The sequence below is a fragment of the Adhaeribacter rhizoryzae genome (assembly GCF_008629685.1).
Taxonomy (GTDB): Bacteria; Bacteroidota; Bacteroidia; order Cytophagales; family Hymenobacteraceae; genus Adhaeribacter; species Adhaeribacter rhizoryzae.
Window position 1 is genome coordinate 59,709 of record NZ_VWSF01000017.1, and the last position, 21,169, is coordinate 80,877.

Below are 21,169 nucleotides of genomic sequence, written 5' to 3' on the forward strand. Positions count from 1 at the left end.
TGTTTGGGCAATTTTGCTCTATACTTTCTAAACCCGATAAATTTTGATTATTGATATGAAATCTGAAACGGCTGCCTTCCTTAAAAAGAACAAAAAGCGACTTTTAGAAGCCTGGGTACAAAACCAGATGAGCGATAGTACCCTGCGGGATGATTTAATTTCGAATGAAGAATTAAGCAAGCAGTCGGATGATTTGTTGGATGCCTTATTAGTAGCGTTGGGTTCCGGAAAACTGAATGTTGATTCTGATAAATTTCAGCCTGTATCAGATATTCTGAGCGAGCTTTCTGTTACCCGCGCGCGTCAGGGCTTTTCGCCCCGCGAAACCAGTATGTTTGTAATGAGCCTGAAAAAAGCTTTTTACGCCATGCTGGAAGATCAATATAAAAATGATCCGGCCACGTTGTACCAGGAAACGGTAGAACTGAACAACCTGCTCGATAGCATGAGCATTGTAACCATGGAAACCTTTATACAAGGGCGGGAAGAGGTTATTTTGCGTCAGACCGATGAAATAAGCGAAATCTCGACGCCGGTAATCCGGGTTTGGGAAGGTATTCTGGCCCTGCCCATTATTGGTACCCTCGATAGCGCCCGCACGCAGGTGGTAATGGAAAATTTATTGCAGCAAATTGTAGAAACCGGCAGCCGCATTGCCATTCTGGATATTTCGGGCGTGCCCACCGTAGATTCTTTGGTGGCGCAGCACTTAATTAAAACCGTAAGCGCTACCCGTTTAATGGGCGCCGAGTGTATTATTAGCGGTATTCGCGCCGAAATTGCCCAAACCATTGTGCATTTAGGTATTGATTTATCGGGTATTAATACCAAAGCCTCTTTGGCCAGTGCGCTTAAATTGGCTTACAGCATGTTGGGCATTGAGGTTAGAAGAGCCGAGCGGAAAACAATTTTTTAGAAAGCAGATTTAGAGTAAATGGATAAAATTCCGATCCTAAAAATGGGCGAGTTTTTACTCGTGACCATTCAGGTAGATTTATACGACCGGCTGGCTTTGGCCCTGGAAAACGATTTAATAAACATGGTTAGCAAAACCGAGGCCCGGGGCGTGTTAATCGATATTTCGGCGGTGAGTATTGTAGATTCTTTTATGGGCCGCATCCTGGGCAATATTGCATCTATGTCTAAAATAATGGATGCCGAAACCGTGGTGGTAGGCATGCAGCCTGCCGTGGCCATAACCCTGGTAGAACTTGGTTTAACCCTAACCGGTGTACACACCGCGCTGGACGTAGAAAAAGGTATGGAGCTTCTTCGGAACAAAATTGGTTACCTGCCCAAAGAAGAGGAAGATCTGTATGATGACATTATCTAAGGAAACTTTAACCATACAGCGCGAGCCAGATGTAATTTACTTTAGAAATAAAGCCAAAGAATATGCCGTAAAAATAGGCATGAGCATGGTGGGCCAAACCAAACTGATTACCGCGGCCAGCGAGCTGGTCCGGAACATGCTACGCTACGCCAATGGCGGCGAAGCCGTACTGGAAATTGTAATCCGGAACAACATAAAAGGCGTACGCTTAACTTTCGCCGACAAAGGCCCTGGTATAAAAGACGTGAAACAAGCCATGCAAGACGGTTTCTCTACGGGCCGGAGTTTAGGCTTGGGTTTACCCGGTGCCAAACGTTTATCCAACGAGTTCGATATTAAATCGGAGGTAGGAAAAGGAACTACCGTAACCATTATTCGCTGGAAAAATGGACTTTAAAGCCCACACCCGGTTTTCGTTAACCGATCGCACTTTTCAGAATTTAATAAAACGGGATATTGCCAAAGTAGCCGAAAACGCCGGCTTTAGCGAAACCGAAGTAGGCCGGATAAATATTATAATATCCGAAATGGTCTCTAACCTATTAAAACACGGCACCATAGCCGGCGAATTGCTGGTAAAACCTTTTGGCCGTCATAATATTGGTTTCGAAATTATTTGCTTAGACCAGGGCCCCGGCATGAGCGAGCCATTGCGGATGCAGGAAGACGGGGTTTCTACGGCCGGCACCGCCGGCGAAGGCTTGGGCGCTATTAAACGACAGTCCGATGAATTTGACCTTTACTCGGCCAAAGGCGTGGGTACCGTTATTTTATCGCGGGTTTATAAAAAAGGCCATAAACCCAAAGCCAGGGCCCCGAAGAAATTTGATGTAAGCGTAGTAATGGTACCAAAAGCCGGTGAAAAACATTGCGGCGATGGCTGGGCTATTTACGAGGCCGTTGATTATTTTTCTTTGCTGGTGGCCGATGGTTTGGGCCACGGCGAACATGCCGAAGTTGCCAGCCAGGGCGCGGTACAAACGTTTCTGCAAAATACCAACCTGCCGCCCGCCGACATGATCCGGAATGTGCATGCGGCCATAAAAAAAACGCGGGGAGCCGTAGCTAATATTACCAGCATTAACGTTAAAAATCAGGAGCTTACTTATTGCGGTGTTGGGAATATTGCGGGCCGGGTTCTTGCGGGTCCCGAAGGTCCTAAAAGTATTATTTCGTATAATGGTATTTTGGGGCACAACATACCCAATACCCTTAATAATCATGTTATTCCGTGGGTAGGCAATAATTTATTGGTTTTGCATTCCGATGGTCTGAAAAGTAAGTGGGATTTTAGCCGGTACAAAGATTTGCTGCGCCACGATACCAGTATTATTGCAGCCGTATTATACAAAGATTTTAACCGCGGCACCGACGATACGCTGGTGCTGGTAGCCAGAACCCGAAGCTGATAACAGAAGAACAGGAAAAAAATGGACAAAGATATTATCAGAATAGAAATACAGAACGAACTGGATGTGGTGCTGGCGTATAAGCGGGCCATGCAGCTATCGGGTTTGTGCGGTATGGCATCGGCTAACCAAACTAAATTTGCCACGGCCGTATCCGAAATTTGCCGTAATGTGCTGGAACACGTAGGGCAGGGGCTAATAAAATTTAGTTTGGCAGAAGATAAAGGCCGCTTATTTTTAGAAGGGTTTGTATCGGACCGCGGGCGTGGCATTCCGGATTTTCCGCAGATCCTGGACCGGGCACCGCAGGAAGGCCACAAAGGTTCGGGCCTGATTAACTCTAAAAAGCTGGTAGAATCGTTTGTTATTCAGAGCGACAGCGAAAAAGGGACCCGGGTGCAACTGCGCAAACTCATACCGGCTAATCATCCGCCCATTAACAACAGTATTATTAAAGGTTGGGTAGAATATTTTGATTCGGAAAAAGAATTATCGCCTTACGCCGAAATAAAAAACCAGAACATGCAGCTAATTGAGTTGCTGGAAGAGCTGCGCCTGAAAAATATTCAGACCGAAACCCAGCTATCCGAAATTACCCGCCTGAACGAAGAATTACAGACCTCGAACCAGGAAATAGGTAAACTGTTGCAGGAAAGAAGTGTGGCCAACCAAGACCTGCAAAAAATTAACAAAGAGCTCGACCAGTTTGCCCACGTGGTATCGCACGATTTAAAGGCACCGCTGTATAATATTATTGCGCTTTCGGGTATAATAGAAGAATGCCTGCAAATGCAAAACTTATCCGAAGCGGTTTCCTCAATTGGTATGTTGAACGAGCAAGCCAACCACCTGAATAAATTAATAACCGATATTTTACTTTATTCTACCGCCGGCAGGCACAACTTGCCCCGCAAAGAAATAAATTTAAATACATTAATCCGGAATATTCTGGCAGCTCACCCGGTTAAAGCCACTACAAAAGTTTATTTACAGCCAGATTTACCCACACTTTTCTCCGAAGAAATTTATTTGCAACAGGTATTTGGCAACCTCATCAGCAATGCCTGTAAATATACCAACCAGGAAAACGGCACCATTTCGATTAATTACCGCCAGGAAAAGAAGTATCTGGAATTTGCCATTGCGGATAATGGACCGGGTATTCCGCTGGCTGATCAGGAAAGAATATTCCGGATATTTGAAAACAGCAGTTTGCACCGCAATACCAGCAGCGGCATCGGGCTTTCAATTGTAGATAAAATAATAAAAGTAAAAGGTACGGCGGTTTGGGTAGAATCTAAAGGCTCGGCGGGAGCCGTTTTTAAATTTACCTGGCCCGCCAACGAATTAGTAAACAGCGTAGTAGCCTGATGGCTGCAGCTTATTAATATTAATACTATCCTTGAAAATATTCCTGTAAAATTTCCCGCACATCGGCATTAGTGAGGGCTTTGGAAATGTGCTTTTTAACTTTATTGTAATTTTTAAGCCGTTCCAAATCATAGAAGCTAGCCGAGGAAGTAAGCATCATAACAATAATGGGTTTATTGTTGCCCATATCGTGTTTTTCAAAAGCATCCAGAAACGAAAAGCCATCCATAATAGGCATTTTAATATCTAAAAATATTAAATCCGGATTAATATCCCCTTTACCAGCCGCTACATTCTGTAAATAAGTGAGCGCTTCCTGACCGTTGGTCATTATTTTTATTTCCTTAGCCACATTTAATTGGGTAAGCAGGCGCTTGTTTACATAGTTTGTTGTTTCGTCGTCGTCTACCAGCAATATTAGGTCCAGGGTTGGATGCATATTTTATTTAGATTAATAATCCGAATTAAATATATAGAATTAGCTTGAAGTTTTATTCTCTCTTAAGCGAATAAAGTGTAACTTAATTCCATTTTGGTTAAAAATATTTTAGCAAAGAAAAGGCTGATTTAACAAAACGGAAAACAAGCTGCGTAAATAATTATGATCGGAACAAACCAGCGAAAATAAATTAAAAATAAATTCAGAAAATATTAAATGGATTTTTTCTATATATAAAATAATATTTATATTTAAGTGCTTCTATTTTACGCTGCGCATTTATTTCACTTTAAATATTAATATATGGAAGAAAATTCTACAACATCACATCAGCTTGTATTCCGCGGTAAAGGTACAGCCTATTTCGAGATTCAGTTAGCCAACTGGGTACTTACTTTTATTTCGCTGGGGTTTTATTATCCGTGGGCCAAAGCTAACTCCTTACGCTTCCTCTACGGCAAAACCGAATTTGCGGGCAGCCGCTTTACTTTTCATGGCACCGGTAAAGAAATGTTTCTGGGCTTTATTAAAGCCATTGGTATTTTTATTTTGCTGTACGGCATTTTAATGGCCGGCGTCATATCCGGTTCAAAAACGGGCTTGTACATTGGTTTTGGTATATTTTACATTGGTTTTCTGGCGCTTATACCGCTGGCCATTCACGGCCGCATGCGCTACCGCATGTCGCGTACCTCGTGGCGGGGCATTCATTTTGGCTACCGCGGCGAATTAATGCGGCTTTACGGGTTGTTTATTTCTAATTTGCTGCTAACTATTATTACGCTGGGTATTTATGGCTCGTGGTATACCGTAAACTTACGCAAAGAAATTATCGGCAACATCCGGATGGGTAACGTGCAGTTTTCTTACGAAGGTACCGGCACCGAATTATTCCTGATTAATCTAAAGGGAATATTGCTTTCGGTTGTAACGTTGGGCGCTTATTTATTTGCGTACACCCGCGATTTACACAATTTTTACCTGAACAATGTTTATCTGGAGCAAGATAGGCGCTTTGCCCGCCTGAGTTCGTCGGTAACGGGTTGGGGTTATTTTAAGTTAATTGCCGTTAATTTATTTATTGTAGTATTTTCGTTGGGAATTGCGGCACCATTTGCCACCATCCGGACCATGCGGTTTGTGTTGCAAAATGCAGAGCTAGTAGGCGATTTTGATGCCGATAGCTTGCTGCAGACCGAAGCTATTTACAAAAACGCTACCTACGAAGACGTATCCGATATGTTGGATATTAGTATTGTTTAAATAAATCTAATGACGGTTTACGAAGTAATTTATTTTGATGGAAAATCGTCGCAGCCGCACCGGGCTCAAGTAAGTTTAGAGCCCGGTGCGCTGCAAATTACCTATAAAGCGCAGGATGGTACCCTGCCCGTAACCGTTCACTGGCAAAGCCACCGCATCGAAAAAGAAGCATACGCCGAGGCGGGCAAAACAATTTTACGCTACGGCAATTACCCGGCCCAATCGCTGGAAGTAACAGTGCCCGATTTTTTGCCTGCCCTGGATAGTTATTATGCCGCTGCGCCATTGGTTACGCAACAAATTTCTTTACAAGCTAACCGGGGCACCAGTTGGTGGTGGCTGATTATTTTGTTTTTCTTGGCGTTAATACCCGTAACGTACTTCTGGGTGCTGCCCGCCGTAGCCGATTTTGCCGCCCGCCAAATACCACCCGCCTACGAGCAGAAACTTGGCCAAACGTTGGCTACTCAAATTATTTCGGAAAGTGAAGACAGCCTGCAAACGGCTAATTTGCGTGGTTTTGCCCGGCAACTTAATTTACCTGCCCCTTATCCTATTACTTTTACGGTTATTCGTAACGCAGAGCCAAACGCTTTTGCCGTACCCGGCGGACACATTGTGGTGCACCAGGGCATGTTTCATATTATTAAAAGCCCCGAAGCCTTAGCGGCCTTGCTGGGCCATGAATACGGCCATCTGAAACTGCGTCACTCATTGCGTGCTTTGTTCCGGAGTTTAAGTGGGTATATTTTTATATCGGCAATAATTGGCGATGTAAGCGCCATTACGGCTATAATAATCGAAAATGCCAATGCCCTGAAATCGTTGGAATATAGCCGCAGCTTTGAAACCGAAGCCGATTTGCTGGGCTTACAAATAATGCAACAGCACCAGCTTAACCCAAAGGGCATGGTACAACTTTTCGAGCAGTTGCAAGCGCACAACCAGGGCCGGAGTCAGGATTTAGAGTTTATTAGCACGCACCCGGCTTTAAGTTCTCGCATCCGCAATATTCAGAAAAGAATAAAGCAAAACAACGCTTTCCCGCCACCTTCCGATTCGCTGCAATATTTCTGGCAGCAATTACAAAAAAAGCGAACGTCTGAAAAAAAATAGTACTGGTTTTTACACCAACTATTGGGGTTATTTTAGGTGGTTATTTATCAGTAGCAGCCTAAGTGTTTTTACCGATGAAGTACCTGATTACTAACCATTTTTAACAGAACGCGCTCACGAAAAGGTAATTTCTGGTTTTAAATAGTTAATTTCATACAAAGAGGAATTCTTCTGGCTTTACTTTATTAAATACCAAAGTATCCTGGCTTTTATTTTAAGTATATATTTTTGCTATGTCAGGTATTCATACAAGTCAATCGCTTTCCCAAACGGCGCCCGCTTATGCAAAAGCAGAAGCCGGTACCGCCGTTTTCGATCAATATTTTCGGGTTTACGCTTGTAATGCAATATTCCGGGCGCAATTCGGCCGTTTTAACCAGGAGCCAATTGGTCAGCTACTGGAAACACTTTTTCCGGGGTTACAGGAAGTAGATCTTTACCAGGAAGCGCAGCAATCAGATTATTTTGTGTTCCCCGCCAGCCGTTTTATGCTGGAGTTTTCTTTTCTTTATGGCCCCAACCAAGCGTTTACGGGAGGCACTTTAACCTTAAACAACATTCCCCCCGAAGTAATAATAGCTTCGTCGGTTTCCAATAATAATCCTGTTGGGGCAAATTATTGGCCGGAGGAAAGTTACTTAGCGGCCGAAACTTATTTATCTGGCAATAGGCAGCCCGGAAAAGACGGTAAGCAGCCGCTCCTGGAACATGCGGCGTTACAGGCTGCCCAGAAACAATTATTGGAGTACGAAAACCGGCTCAAACTCGCCTCGCAAGCTGCCCGCATTGGTATATGGGAGTGGGATCTTAAAGACCAGCATGTTTACTGGAACGATTTTAAGTACGAACAAACCGAGCTGACACCGCGTACATTTTTTGGTACTTACCACGACGTTGTAAATCTTATTCATCCGGAAGACTTTCCGCTGGTTAAAAAAGCAATTAAGGCTGCTATTCGGCAAAAAACAGCGTTAACGGTAAATTTCCGGATTGTGCTCGAAGACGCTTCGGTGCGTTATATTAACAGCCGGGGCATAACTTATTACAACGAAGCCGGGCAACCGACTAAAATATCGGGCATTTCCAAAGATTTCACTTCTAAAGCTGAAGCCGATACCCAATTAGCCGAAACACAGTTTTTACTACAGCAGGTAACTGATGCCATGCCGGACACGCTTTATTTGCTGGATTTAAAAGAAAAAAAGACCCTGTACACCAACCGCAGCATAGCCGGTACCTTGGGCTATACCCCGCAGGAACTAAACCAAATGGGCCTATCGCTGGTAAATTTAATTCTACATGCCGAGGACCAGAAAAAAATAGCGGAGTGGGAAGAACGATTGATGCGGGCCAAAGAAAACGAAGTTATCCAAACCGAGTACCGCATTCAGCATAAAAACGGCGACTGGCGCTGGATAAATACCCGCGAACGCGTGTTTAAACGCGAAGCCACCGGAAAACCGCTGCAGGTAATTGGGTTAGCCAAAGATATTTCGGATGAAAAAGCCGCTTTACACGAACTCCGTTCTAAAACCAGGCTATTGAACGGCATATTAAGCCATTTACCCATAGCCGTTTGGCGAATTGACCAGCAGGGGCTTATCCGGGAAGCAATGGGGGCGGGTTTGCAAATGAATAATTTAGAGGGACTGAAAGGAGAAAATTATTTTGAATTATTCCCGGAACTGAAAGAAGTACTCAGCCAGGTGTTGGCCGGAAATACCCGCTCATTTTTAAAGCAATCAGATAAAAACGGGGAAAGAAAATACAAGCAGAATTATTTTTATTACGATTTAGAAAGCCAGCAAGCCGTAGGTTTTTGCCTAGATGTAACCGAGTTGAAGCAAACCCAGGAACAACTTAAAGCGCAAGCCGATTTCACCCAAAACCTGATTGATAATAGCATAGATGGTATTTTTGCTTTCGACCAGAACGGCCAAATTAACGCCTGGAACCGGGTAATGGAAGCCCGCTATCCGTTAAAAAAAGAACATGCAATTGGCAAGCACTTGTCTGAGGTAACAACAGCCCTGAATTTGTACGAAGAAGCCGATTCTTATTTACAGGTATTAAATGGCAAAACAATCCGGCACCAGAATAAATACTGCTTTTACTGGAACGGATATTTAGATGCCGTGGTGGTACCCCTCTTTGATGCTGATAAACAAGTAGCCGGTGGAATTGCGTTTTTGCACGATGTTACCGAGCGCGTAAAACTGGAGCAGGAACGTACGCGCCTTAAATTGCGCCGTCAGAAAGAAATATTAAATGCTATTTTGGAAACCCAGGAAGAAGAGCGCCGGCGCATTGCCGAATCGTTGCACAACGGGGTTGGGCAAATTTTATATGCGACTAAACTTAATTTAGAATTACTCCAAGGCCAGATAGATCCCCGAAATAACGAACTTATAACATTAAGCGGACAAATTTCGGGTTTGTTGAACGAAGCCATTAAAGATACACGGGCCGTTTCGTTTGAACTGGTGCCGGTTATTCTCCGGGATTTTGGTTTGCAGCGCGCTCTGTTGGCTTTAAAACAAAAATTCTTTAAAGCACCTTTCGATTTATATTTCCATTTTGAAGGTTTAGAAAAGCCTTTGAAAAAAGAATACGAAACGGCTATTTACCGCATTATTCAGGAGTTACTCAATAATGTAATTAAACACGCCGAAGCTACCGAAGTGCACGTGCATCTAACCAAAACCGGTCGTAAAATAATGATAACAGTAGAAGATAACGGCCGCGGTTTTAACCACAAAGATCCGGATTCTTGGGTTAACGGCATTGGTTTAAGCAGCATCCACAACCGGGTAAAGTTGTTCAACGGCACCCTGAATATTAATTCTCAAGCCGGTAAAGGCACCATTATAGAAATTGATTTAAAGCTGAGCTAATATTCAATAAAGTAGATGAGCGGTTAAGCTAATACGAATATTAATTAGGTGCGCTTGCATTATTGTAGTCATCCTGAGCTTGCCGAAGGATCTATAACAGCATTGTAAAGTTGATTTAGATCCTTCGGCAAGCTCAGGATGACCCAGTAGTAAACACTTAAGCGCAAGCTTGGTTTTATACTGGTATAAAATAACTTTTGATTTAGCTACGCCCAATTTTATTCCAAACAGTTTATTAGTCAAAAGAGCCCCCTGTTGTCATTCAGGAGGAACCTATTTTGCAGATAACCAAATAGTTTACTCCTGAATGACAGGGATGGATTACTTAAACTTCTAATATTAAGCTTTGCATAACATCAATTATCAAAATTAACTAAGCTGTTAGTTCGCGCTAGGGTTGAACTAAATGCTTACTTATTCAATAATTAAGTTTTGGGAATAATAGCTTTATAGACTACATCGTGAATGCGCGTACGAATATTATAACTCGTTAACTTATTATTCACGGCATCCGGATTTACCCGGTTCGACAGGAATATATATACCAAATTGGTTTCAGGATCTACCCAGGCGCAGGTGCCGGTAAAGCCGGTATGGCCGTAGGTACTTAAAGAAGCCAGGTTAGAGGTAGCACCAACACCATCCGGAGCGGCCATATCCCAGCCTAAACCGCGGCGGTTACCTTTAAAAGGCCGCTGGGCAAACTCACTTACCACATCAGCGTTAAAGTACTTATAACCGCCATAAGAACCGCCTTGTAAATTCATCTGCATCAGGGCAGCTAAATCAAAAGCATTCGAGAATAAACCGGCGTGGCCGGCAATACCGCCCAGCATGGCTGCTCCCTGATCGTGTACGGTGCCCCAGATTAAGCTCTTCCGGAAATAAGTATCGTTTTCGGTTGGAGCAATTTGTTCTTTGGTAAACCGGGTTAAAGGGGTATAACCCAGCGTGGTTAAACCCATTGGTCCGTAAAAATTCTGATCCATAAAGTCGCTCAGGTTCTGGTTCAGGAGTTTTTCGGCTACCCGGCGCAATATATAGAACGTCAGGTCCGAATACTTAAACTCGTAGCTGCTGTTTTTAGGTTTAGTTAGCAACGGCGAAGCAACCAGCCATTTCCACATGGTTTCTTCTATGTCTTTGGCGGCATACATGCCTGGTACTACTTCGTGTGGAAAGTCCAGGCTCTGCGTTTCGGCGTAATATTTTTGTTTTACTTTGGGGTCGATGGTACGCTGGTAAAAAGGCAAACCTGGTTGTAAACCGGCCTGGTGCGCCAGTAAATCCCGCATCACAATATTTTGCTTGTTAGTACCTTTCAGTTCGGGTAAATGTTGCACCAATTTGGCATCCAGGTTCAGCTTGCCCCGGTCTTTCAGATACATAATAGCCTGCAGCGTAGCCGATACTTTGGTAATAGATGCAATATCGTAGATGGTATTGGTGGTAACCGGTAAGGTTTTATCGTAAGTATAGTGGCCGTAGGCTTTTTCGAATACCACCGCGCCATCTTTAGCTACCAACACCTGGCAACCCGGCGTAGCGGCATAGGCAATGGCCTCACGGGCAATATTATCAATCTGGGTTAATACTTTAGAATCTAAACCCACGGCTTCGGGTAAGGTAAAGCGCAGCCGGTTTAAAGAGTTGGTCGCAAAGCCCCGGCCCACCGATAAAATTGTAGAAGGGGAAACCGGTAAAGTGCCCTGAGCCGGCAAGGCGCCAAATAATATTTGAGGTACCACCAGTTGCGAAACTTCATTGTTTTCGTAACCACAAACCAGCCAGTTGCTGTGCTCGAAATATTGCAGACTGTACGGGTTTCCCATGGCTACCACCACCACTTTTTGTTTCGGGTTAGCTTGCAGTTTCCGGATAAAATTGCGGGTAGCTTCGGGTATGCCAAAATTATTTACCGGGGTATTATTAATGCGTTGTAAGCTAATTACTACTACGTTATGCGCCTGTAATTTCCGGTACAATTGGGCATAAGCCGAGTCGTCGGTGGGGCGAATAGGGGCTTCGTAAGCGGTAACCGGGGCGTACTTTTGCAGGGTGCGGGTAAAAGTATTATCGGTACGGCCGCCAAAAGCTACCGAAGCAAAATTAATGGTATCGAGGGTCCGGAAAGGTAAAAAGCTATCTTTGTTGGTTACCACGGTAACCGAATGCTCGTACAACTGTTGCTGAATAATTTTACTTACCGGCCGGCTTAAATCCTCGGTTAAGTTTTTGGTTTCTACGGGTTGATAATTATTCAGACCAGCCCAATATTTAGCGTGCAGCACTTTTCTAATCCGGTAATCTACTTCTTCCTGGCTTATTTTACCTTGGGTAACGGCTTCCTTTATTTTAGCCATGGCCACGGGCACATCTTCTGAATACAGTAAAATATCGTTACCGGCAATTAAGGCCAGTGCATCTACTTCGCCGGGCTTATGAAATTTGGTAACGCTGCGCATGTTCAGGGCATCGGTAAATACCAGGCCTTTGTAATTCATTTTTTGCTTCAGTAAACCCGTAACCAGGTTATGCGAAAGCGTGGCCGCAATATTTTCGGTGGTATCCAGTACCGGTAAATGAATGTGCGCCACCATTACGCCCATTACGCCGGCATCAAACGATTTTTTAAACGGGTATAAATCCACGGACTGCAACCGCCGCATATCACTTCTAATCACCGGCAGGGTTTTATGCGAATCTTTATCCGTATCGCCGTGGCCCGGAAAGTGTTTGGCTACTGCCAGAATACCGTGGTCTTGCAAACCTTTAATATACGCAATACCTCGGCTGGAAACTTTTTCGATAGATTCGCCGAAAGAACGGTTGCCAATTACCGGATTACGCGGGTTGCTGTTTACATCCAGCACCGGCGAAAAACTCACGTGCACGCCCATCCGCTTTAATTTTAAGGCAATTTCGCGACCCATCAGGTACACGTATTTATCTTCGTTAATTGCCCCCAGCGTCATTTGTTTCGCAAAGTACATGCTGCTATCCAGGCGCATACTTAGGCCCCACTCGGCATCCATGGCAATAAACAAAGGCACTTTGGCTTTACTTTGGTATTTGTTCGTCAGGTTTACCTGGCGCTTGGGGCCGCCCTGCAAAAACATAAGGCCGCCCACATTATATTGGGAAACCAAACGCTCGATCTGGCGCACGTGGGCCGCATCTTTGTTGGAGTAAGCCGTAACCATAAAAAGCTGGCCCAAACGCTGATCCGGGGTTAGAGAAGTAAAAACACTATCTACCCAATGCTGTTCCGCTTCCGAAACAACTCTTTCGGCAGACGGAGACGAGGAACTGATTATTCCAGCCCCTACAAACAATAATAAAACTAATAAAATATTAAAGCCTTTCAGCATGCGCACTTAACCCTAGTAATTTGAATAGCTCAGAATAAAATCTAATTTTGCAAGAAGCAGATTTTAGGTGCAGCCGGAATTTCAGAAGAGAAATTCAGCTGGTCCGCCCGATACGGTTCTGAACCGTACTCGAAAATTAAACAATTTTTGTTTAATCCGGCAAATGAATTTTAATCCTGATTTAAGGCTACAACAAAATATAGTGCTTTGGGGTTTAAACCCGGCGGCCTTATTGTTGCTTAATATTTAAACAAAATGCTTGCTCTTTTTACGATTGGGTAACTACGAGCTTGTTTTTATTTACCGGCGTTGCCAGTAAAACGGCTATAGATGGTAAGCTTTTGTTTAGTAAAAACGTTTTTTGTGCTGTATAATTTATTTTTCTAGTAGCTATTAAACCTGCATGGCCGATATAATAAATTTATTGCCTGAGTATCTGGCGAACCAGATAGCGGCCGGTGAGGTGGTTCAACGACCAGCCTCGGTGGTGAAAGAACTCATGGAAAATGCGGTGGATGCCGGTGGTACCAATATTCAGTTAATTGTAAAGGAAGCCGGTAAAACCCTTATTCAGGTGGTAGATAACGGCATGGGCATGTCGCCGACCGATGCCCGCATGAGTTTTGAACGGCACGCTACCTCCAAAATAAAGTCTACGGAAGATTTATTCCGCATCCGGACCATGGGGTTCCGGGGCGAAGCGCTGGCTTCTATTGCGGCCGTAGCCCAGGTAGAACTCAAAACTAAAAAGCGTGACGCCGATACGGGTACGCGGCTCGTGATTGAAGGGTCTGAAGTAATAAATCAGGAGCCGGTAGCCATGCCGGATGGTACTAATTTGTGCGTGAAAAATTTATTTTTTAACGTGCCGGCCCGCCGTAATTTTTTAAAATCCAACGCTGTAGAAATGCGGCACATTCTGGACGAGTTTACCCGAATTGCCCTGGCGCATCCCAATATTGCTTTTTCGCTGTACCAAAACGATCTGGAAGTTTTTCAGTTGCCGGCGGCCAAGCTGAGCCAGCGCATTGTGGCCATATTTGGGAAAAGCTATAAAGAGCAATTAGCTGCCTGCGAAGAAAATACCCCTTTTATTAAAATAAGCGGCTACGTGGGCAAGCCCGAGTTTGCTAAAAAATCACGGGGTGAGCAATTCTTTTTTGTAAATAACCGCTACATCCGGAATGCTTACCTGAACCACGCTGTATTAACCGCCTACGAAGGTTTATTGCCGAAAGACAGTTTTCCGTTTTACGTGTTGTTTCTGGAAATTGACCCCGAGAGCATTGATATTAACGTACATCCCACTAAAACCGAAATTAAATTCGACGACGAAAAAACGGTTTACGCCATTGTGCGGGCAGCGGCTAAACAATCATTGGGCCTTAATAATATTGCCCCTTCGCTCGATTTTGAGGGCGATGTGAATTTTGCGCCGCTTCGGCCAGTGCATACCGATTTTGATTTTCCGCCTGCACCAGAAGCTCCGGTAATTCCCATACATGCGTTTAACCCGGCTAATAATGCTTCTTCCCGTAACGGAACAACCGAAATCCGGACTTCTTCTTTTTCTATGCCCCGGGCTACTATTACCTGGCCCGAACCAGAGAAGTTTAACAGCCAGAATGAAGATATTTTTGCCGATATTTTTACTGAAGCGCCGGAGCCGGTACCCGCAGCGGGCAGCAAAGCCATGCAAATACACAATAAATATTTGCTGGTACAAGTTAAATCAGGGGTAATGATGGTCGATCAGCAAGCGGCCCAGGAACGAATTTTGTACGAGAAGTTTTACACCGCGCTGCAAAAAAACAAAGGCATTTCGCAAACTTTGTTATTCCCGGAAGTATTGTCGTTTTCGCCTACCGATTTTTCCATTGTGCAGGAAATGGGAGAGGAGTTAAAAGCCCTGGGGTTTGTTTACAACGATTTTGGCAAAAACACGATTGTGATTAATGCCATTCCGGCCGATGTACCGCCTAACCGCGAGAAAGAACTTTTTGAAGGTTTAATAGAGCAGTACCAAAACAACCGCGACGAGTTGGCGTTGGATAAAAAAGAAGCCATGGCGCGGGCTATGGCCAAACGGGTGGCGGCCCGATTGGTAAACCGGATTACCGAATCCGAAATTAATGCCCTGGTTGATAAATTGTTTGCCACCCAGGTTCCTAATTATACCCCATCGGGCCAGAAAACCTTGGTCATGATGGACCTGAACCAACTACAGCATTTGTTCGGGAAAAGCTGATTTAATTGCTGCATAACTTATGATGAATATAACACCAATGGTTAGGAACCTCCTAATCATTAATCTGGTTGCCTTTATAGCTTTTAGTTATTTCGGGAGCGGCAACATGTTTGCGCTGTACGATTTCCGGTCGGCTAATTTCCGGCCTTACCAGTTTTTGACGCACATGTTTATGCACGGTGGTTGGGGCCACTTGTTCAGTAACATGTTCAGCTTATTTATTTTCGGGCCAATGCTGGAATACCGCTGGGGCCCGCAGCGTTTTTTGTTGTTTTACCTGATAACCGGCTTTGGCGCCAGCGTATTATTTACGGCAGTACGGTCTTACGAATTTCACCAACTGGAGCAAGACACGGTTCAATATATTGCCGATCCTACGCCCATTAATTTCCGGAATTACTTGGAAGAACACCTAACCGGGCGGTACAACGAGCAGGCGGTAGAACAGTTTCGCAAAAATGCTTCCGATCAGTCTATGGTAAAGGCTACGGTGCAATCGGTGCGTAACCTCTACAACGATTTAATAAATGTGCCCATGCTGGGTGCTTCGGGCGCGGTTTTTGGCATTCTCATGGCTTTTGGCATGTTGTTTCCGAACACCGAACTCATGTTGTTGTTCTTTCCGTTTCCAATTAAAGCCAAGTATTTTGTAATGCTTTACGGTGCGTACGAGTTATACGCGGGTATCCAACGAAATCCGGGCGATAACGTAGCGCACTATGCCCACCTGGGCGGGATGTTATTTGCTTTCATTCTGTTAAAGGTTTGGGAAAAAGATAAAAATCATTTTTACTAAAGATGAACAGTATTTTTAACGATATAAAAAATGCCTTTAACCGGCGCGATAATGCCTTAAACCAATTAATATTAATTAATATTCTGGTTTTTGTTGCCCTTATTTTACTCCGTACCATTTTGTGGTTAGCCCAAACCGATTATTTTGGGACTATCATGACCTGGTTGTCGTTGCCGTCTAACCCCAGAGAACTGCTTTGGCACCCCTGGACTATATTTACGTACTTTTTTACGCACCGCGATTGGCTGCACATTATTTTTAATATGCTTAACCTGTATTGGTTCGGGATGCTGGTGCAGGAATATTTGGGCAGCAAAAAAGTCGTGAGTTTGTATATTCTGGGTGGTTTGTGCGGCGCCTTGCTGTACTTGCTGTTCTATAACTTTGTGCCCTTTTTTATTCAAAGAGGCAGTGCCGAAATGATTGGCGCCTCGGCGAGTGTGTTGGCCATTATTGTAGCCGCTGCCACTTTGCTGCCCGATTATACGTTTAATTTGCTGCTTTTAGGGCCGGTTAAAATTAAATGGATTGCCTGGTTTCTGGTACTGCTTTCCGTTTCGGGCGCAGTGGGCGATAATGCCGGTGGTAACGTGGCGCACTTAGGCGGCGCTTTGCTAGGCTATATTTTTATTCGGCAGTTAAAAAATGGCAGCGATTTAGGCCGACCAATTCATAGTACCTGGGATTTTATTACCGGTTTGTTTAACCGTCGGCCGCGCATGAAAGTAAGTTATAAAAGCCCGGCTACAGCCACTACTTTTTCATCTCATTCGGGCAAACCCAGTCAAAATGAGATTGATTTTATTCTGGATAAAATATCTAAATCCGGTTACGAAAGCCTCAGCAAAGAAGAAAAGCAAAAACTTTTCCGCGCCAGCCAGAAGGAGTAGGGTTGCAAGTTGTTAGTTGTTAGTTGTTAGTAATAAGTGAAATTAAATATTCTGTTATAAACAAGAAAGCACTGCTAAAGCAGTGCTTTCTTGTTTTAACCTATTAATGATTTTTAACTAACAACTAATTACTAACAACTAATTACTAGCTACCCGATTGCATGTTATCTAACACGGCCATTACTTCTTTTACGTGCTTGTCTGATAAGTGCAGTAATTCCATTTCCTGGTCGTTTAGCTTTAGTTCAATTACTTTTTCTACGCCGTTTTTGCCTAATACTACGGGCACGCCCAGGTAAGTGCCATCAATGCCGTATTCACCTTCCAGTTTAATACAAACCGGGAAAACACGTTTTTGGTCACGCACAATGGCTTCTACCATTTGAGCTGCTGCCGAACCCGGTGCGTACCAGGCCGAAGTTCCCATCAGTTTCACCAGTTCGCCGCCACCGTTTTTCGTGCGCTCAATAATGGCGTTTAACGCTTCTTCCTCAATTAATTCGGTAACCGGTATGCCACCTACAGTAGTATAGCGGGGCAGCGGCACCATGGTATCGCCGTGACCACCCAGTAACACTGCCTGAATATCCTTAGGCGATACATCTAAAGCTTCGGCCAGGAAAGCCCGGTAACGAGCGGTATCCAGGATGCCGGCCATACCAATAACTTTGCTGCGCGGCAGTTTAGAGGTAATATGCGCTGCGTAAGTCATTACATCCAGCGGATTGGATACCACTATAATAATGGCATTAGGCGAATGCTGAACAATATTTTGGGTAACCGACTGCACAATGCCTGCATTCGTAGAAATAAGGTCATCGCGGGTCATGCCGGGTTTGCGGGGTAACCCCGAGGTAATAACTACAACATCCGAATTAGCAGTACGGGCATAGTCGTTGGTTACGCCCACGGTACGGGTATCGTATAAATTAATGGGCGATTTCTGCCAAATATCCAAGGCTTTACCTTCGGCAACACCTTCTTTAATATCTAATAATACTACTTCGTTTGCTATTTCGCGATAAGCTAATACGTCGGCACACGTGGCGCCCACATTACCTGCTCCAACTACGGTTACTTTCATGATGAATAATACTGAGTTTAAGTTGGTGAATAATTAAGTCCGCGTAAAAATATAAAAAATGGGTTATCTACATAGGAATTAAAATATTTTATTTGGCAAAAGCTAAATGGCGCTGCCAGATTTATGCCTGAAAGGAACCAGGCCCAAATTATTTTAGGAGATTATTTTTTATTTTTTACAAAGCGGATCAAAGCCGATGAGGGAACTATCGGGCAAGCGGATAAGCAGGTACGTACTATGTAATATTAATTAGCAGTCGCAGGAAAACTCGTGGTAATTTTCGAAGCCCGGCGCAAAGTTGTCGTCTACGTTGTAAAGGCGATCTAACCGTATTTGCTCGCCGGTAGCCAAAGTTAAATATTCTTCGCCGGCTTCCTGCACAATACCGGTAACAACGGCGCGGGCAGTTATAAATTCATGTATAGGCGTAAAATATTGCACCTTGCAATATTTCCGGCGGGCCGCCAGGTCTTCCAACGTGGCGTAAAATGTTTCGGCGATGGGTTTATAAACAGTATCGTCCATAGTTTTACGGTTATCAGTTAGCAGTTAGCAGTAAACAGTTAGCAGTTAGCAGTAAACAGTTAACAAGAATTAATAATGAATAGTTAAATTATTGAAACCCATATCTTTCATTCAGGAGGAAACTATTTAGCAGGTAACACAATAGGTTCCTCCTGAATGAAAGATGTGGATTGTTCAGCCTTAATATTTTATTAACTAAATAATTAAGCCTGAAGTATTCTACCAATTTTTATAGTTCACCATTTACTGCTAACTGCTAACTGTTTACTGATAACTGTTTACTGTCTAAGCTTCTTCTTTAAAAAAGAGCTGGTAATAATGCATGCCGCGCTCTTCGTCGTAGCCTTTTTCTATGTTCTGGCTATTCCCGTGTACGTAAATATGGAAGCTTTTGTCGAGCTTGATAATGCTTTTCATGTAGCGGGTTTGCTTTTTTACCGCCGAATCGTGAATATCGAATTCGGGTTTTATTTCAAAATTCCGTTCGGTTTCGTAAGTGGTTTTGTAGTTCTGGAAGCTTTCAATAAGGTCAGGCTGGCCAATAACTTCGTTCTGGAATTCATTTAAATCGAAGACTTCTTTTTCTTTCATGAAGTCCATCGATTTGTGCAGCAGGTTGGCTTGTTCGGCACGGCTTACTTCAAATTCTTCGGGTAGGCGCTCTTCCACAAAACTTTTGCAGAGGTTCATTATTTTCTGGGTATGAAAATAACTATCCTGCCTGAATTTCAACTTCAGAAAATCGTCTTTCCAGTAAAGGGCTTCGTTGCTTTTGCTTAAATTATCGACGGTAGCTACCAGATAACCGTGTTCCTGGTCGGTGTTAAATATTAAACAGCCTTTATCCAGTTTATTAATATTTACGCCATCTTCGCTATCAATGTCAAAGCTATCGCCGTTCGGAAAAACTTTCAGGTACGTTTCCCGCGACTCGGATTTAAACAAACCCACGGCATCTACGGCTTCGCCATCTACCACACAATCTGAAAGGTAAGTTACATAAAACTCACCTTCTTTAATTTTGGCGTGGGTGCTTTGCTCGTACAGGTGCCGGGCCAGGTTTATGGATTGTTCGTGCAGCGTTTCGGGCTCCGCAAAAATCTTAGAGACAAAACTAAATACCTCATTCAGGTTTATATCCGATTCGTGGTGCAGGTTAAAATATTCTTCGGATTTAAACGGCGACAAGAAATATTTTAAAAGGAGTTCTTTTACAAAGTTATCCAGCTTTAAGGGTTCTTTCGAAAACCGGATATCTTCATCGCGACTTTTATTGCCTACTTTGTGCAGAATAATATTTTCTAGTTTTACTTCGGAAGTTACCAGCATGAATAAAATTAGGTAAAGTTTGGGAGGGCAAAGATACAGGTAGCAGCACAATTGCCAACCAGAAATATTTAGTGATTACCGGCAGGTAGTACGGTTTGTATTTAATAACAAGTTTTAACGAAATGTGAACAATAGATAAAATAAAAGCGGCTTGCTTTTTAAAACAGGCCGCTTTTGTTTTATCTAAACCAGTTGCTTAAATATCGGAATATTCGGCGGGCCGTAAAAACAAAGTTACGTTTTTAGATACGTTGTTTTTGTATTCGGGCTTGGCTGATAAAGTTTTCCAGGCCGGATCGGCGCTGAACGATTTCCATTTTTCGTCGCGGGTAGGGCGGTCTTCGAAAGTAGTTAGGTACATCAGGTTAGGCATGGTGCTGCCGGCTACTACTTCGCCGTAAAATACCGCATTAAAGCCTAATCGGTTAAAAATATCGATCTCGCCACCCTGGTTAAACATTTGTACCTTGTTCTGGTAAATTTTTTCGGTGTGGCCTTCGTAGCTGCGTAGTTCATACACGCGTTCGGATTTTGGCCCTTTTAGTTTAGGCAAAGCCATTTGGGGCATTAACTCAAACGCCTGAATAACGATGCTTTCCATGCGGGTATAAGGCGGATTGTTGAAGGGCGCATTAATATAATCGGCACCGGCCTGGGCATATTGTTTGTCTTTCTGCAACGCTTGCGGCAGTTTAACTAACTGGTCCAGCGACTTCATGGGCACTAATACAAATATTTTTTTGGTGCGGGCGGTATCGTTGCTAATGGGTTTAAATACGCCCACTTTACTGATGCCCGCGCGGTGCATGGCCGGCTGGTAAGCGTTTTTTAAATAATTTTCTACCCGTTCTTCCTGTTCTTTGGTTTTAAGCGAATACACTTTTAACTCGTAAAATTCGCGGGCGGGCGCACTGTAGGCAGGCAAAGCCAGCCCTACAAAATTAAGGAACAACACGGCCCAAAGCAGGCCCAATACACTTTTGTTTGTTTTCATTTGGTGGATAAACTAGTAATTAATTGAATATTTTTAATTACGGGTAAAAATATTAAAAATATCAGCGCGGCTATTAGGCATAAATACGTAATCGGCTGGCTTAACCA

Annotated in this window: 17 protein-coding genes; 11 read left to right on the forward strand and 6 right to left on the reverse strand. The window is 43.7% G+C overall.

Annotated features, from left to right (window positions below; genetic code table 11):
• Positions 1-55: 55 nt before the first annotated feature.
• From F0145_RS18615 to F0145_RS18635, 5 genes are read left to right on the forward strand one after another with little or no spacing between them, the layout of a single operon-like run.
• Positions 56-916, forward strand: coding sequence for an STAS domain-containing protein (locus F0145_RS18615; protein ID WP_150090743.1), 861 nt, complete (start codon positions 56-58; stop codon positions 914-916).
• A gap of 18 nt (positions 917-934) precedes the next feature.
• The gene (locus F0145_RS18620; RefSeq protein ID WP_150090745.1) at positions 935-1,333 is read left to right on the forward strand and encodes an STAS domain-containing protein; all 399 of its coding nucleotides are present in this window, start codon (positions 935-937) and stop codon (positions 1,331-1,333) included.
• On the forward strand, positions 1,317-1,730 hold the full coding sequence (locus F0145_RS18625) for an anti-sigma regulatory factor (protein WP_150090747.1): 414 nt from the start codon (positions 1,317-1,319) through the stop codon (positions 1,728-1,730). The genes F0145_RS18620 and F0145_RS18625 overlap by 17 nt, the downstream gene beginning before the upstream one ends.
• A complete protein-coding gene (locus F0145_RS18630) occupies positions 1,720-2,742 on the forward strand; it encodes an ATP-binding protein (RefSeq protein WP_150090750.1) in 1,023 nt (340 codons plus the stop codon). The genes F0145_RS18625 and F0145_RS18630 overlap by 11 nt, the downstream gene beginning before the upstream one ends.
• 21 nt (positions 2,743-2,763) lie before the next feature.
• A complete protein-coding gene (locus tag F0145_RS18635; RefSeq protein ID WP_150090753.1) occupies positions 2,764-4,113 on the forward strand; it encodes a sensor histidine kinase in 1,350 nt (449 codons plus the stop codon).
• Positions 4,114-4,138: 25 nt separating this feature from the next.
• On the opposite strand, the gene F0145_RS18640 is transcribed toward F0145_RS18635, so the two are convergent.
• A complete protein-coding gene (locus F0145_RS18640) occupies positions 4,139-4,552 on the reverse strand; it encodes a response regulator (protein WP_150090755.1) in 414 nt (137 codons plus the stop codon).
• A 303-nt stretch (positions 4,553-4,855) separates the two neighbouring features.
• Here F0145_RS18640 and F0145_RS18645 point away from each other — a divergent pair, with 303 nt between their 5' ends.
• The 3 genes from F0145_RS18645 to F0145_RS18655 all read left to right on the forward strand — a co-directional run bounded on the left by F0145_RS18645 (position 4,856) and on the right by F0145_RS18655 (position 9,825).
• Positions 4,856-5,815 (forward strand): YjgN family protein, encoded by a 960-nt coding sequence (locus F0145_RS18645; RefSeq protein ID WP_150090757.1) that lies wholly within the window; start codon positions 4,856-4,858, stop codon positions 5,813-5,815.
• Between the two features lie 9 nt (positions 5,816-5,824).
• Complete coding sequence (locus tag F0145_RS18650; RefSeq protein ID WP_150090759.1) at positions 5,825-6,931, forward strand: M48 family metallopeptidase; 1,107 nt, start codon at positions 5,825-5,827, stop codon at positions 6,929-6,931.
• Between the two features lie 233 nt (positions 6,932-7,164).
• A complete protein-coding gene (locus F0145_RS18655; RefSeq protein WP_150090761.1) occupies positions 7,165-9,825 on the forward strand; it encodes a PAS domain-containing sensor histidine kinase in 2,661 nt (886 codons plus the stop codon).
• A 425-nt stretch (positions 9,826-10,250) separates the two neighbouring features.
• Here the strand turns inward: F0145_RS18655 and F0145_RS18660 are convergent, their stop codons facing one another.
• Complete coding sequence (locus F0145_RS18660) at positions 10,251-13,196, reverse strand: glycoside hydrolase family 3 N-terminal domain-containing protein (protein WP_150090763.1); 2,946 nt, start codon at positions 13,194-13,196, stop codon at positions 10,251-10,253.
• Between the two features lie 403 nt (positions 13,197-13,599).
• Between F0145_RS18660 and mutL the strand changes: the two genes are divergently transcribed.
• Genes mutL through F0145_RS18675 form a run of 3 tightly spaced genes read left to right on the forward strand, consistent with a single transcriptional unit; the run spans position 13,600 to position 17,130 of the window.
• A complete protein-coding gene (gene mutL, locus F0145_RS18665; RefSeq protein WP_150090765.1) occupies positions 13,600-15,444 on the forward strand; it encodes a DNA mismatch repair endonuclease MutL in 1,845 nt (614 codons plus the stop codon).
• 37 nt (positions 15,445-15,481) lie between these two features.
• Positions 15,482-16,240, forward strand: a complete 759-nt coding sequence (locus F0145_RS18670) for a rhomboid family intramembrane serine protease (RefSeq protein WP_223816146.1) — start codon at positions 15,482-15,484, stop codon at positions 16,238-16,240.
• Positions 16,241-16,242: 2 nt separating this feature from the next.
• Positions 16,243-17,130: a rhomboid family intramembrane serine protease gene (locus tag F0145_RS18675; protein WP_150090769.1), complete on the forward strand. Its 888-nt coding sequence runs from the start codon at positions 16,243-16,245 to the stop codon at positions 17,128-17,130.
• Positions 17,131-17,275: 145 nt separating this feature from the next.
• Here F0145_RS18675 and mdh read toward each other — a convergent pair whose 3' ends face one another.
• The 4 genes from mdh to F0145_RS18695 form a co-directional block, all read right to left on the reverse strand.
• A complete protein-coding gene (gene mdh / locus F0145_RS18680; RefSeq protein WP_150090771.1) occupies positions 17,276-18,214 on the reverse strand; it encodes a malate dehydrogenase in 939 nt (312 codons plus the stop codon).
• Positions 18,215-18,463: 249 nt separating this feature from the next.
• Complete coding sequence (locus F0145_RS18685; protein WP_150090773.1) at positions 18,464-18,739, reverse strand: hypothetical protein; 276 nt, start codon at positions 18,737-18,739, stop codon at positions 18,464-18,466.
• A 285-nt stretch (positions 18,740-19,024) separates the two neighbouring features.
• The gene (locus F0145_RS18690; protein WP_150090775.1) at positions 19,025-20,068 is read right to left on the reverse strand and encodes a nucleoid-associated protein; all 1,044 of its coding nucleotides are present in this window, start codon (positions 20,066-20,068) and stop codon (positions 19,025-19,027) included.
• A 196-nt stretch (positions 20,069-20,264) separates the two neighbouring features.
• Positions 20,265-21,062, reverse strand: coding sequence for an NIPSNAP family protein (locus F0145_RS18695; RefSeq protein WP_150090777.1), 798 nt, complete (start codon positions 21,060-21,062; stop codon positions 20,265-20,267).
• Positions 21,063-21,169 lie beyond the last annotated feature (107 nt).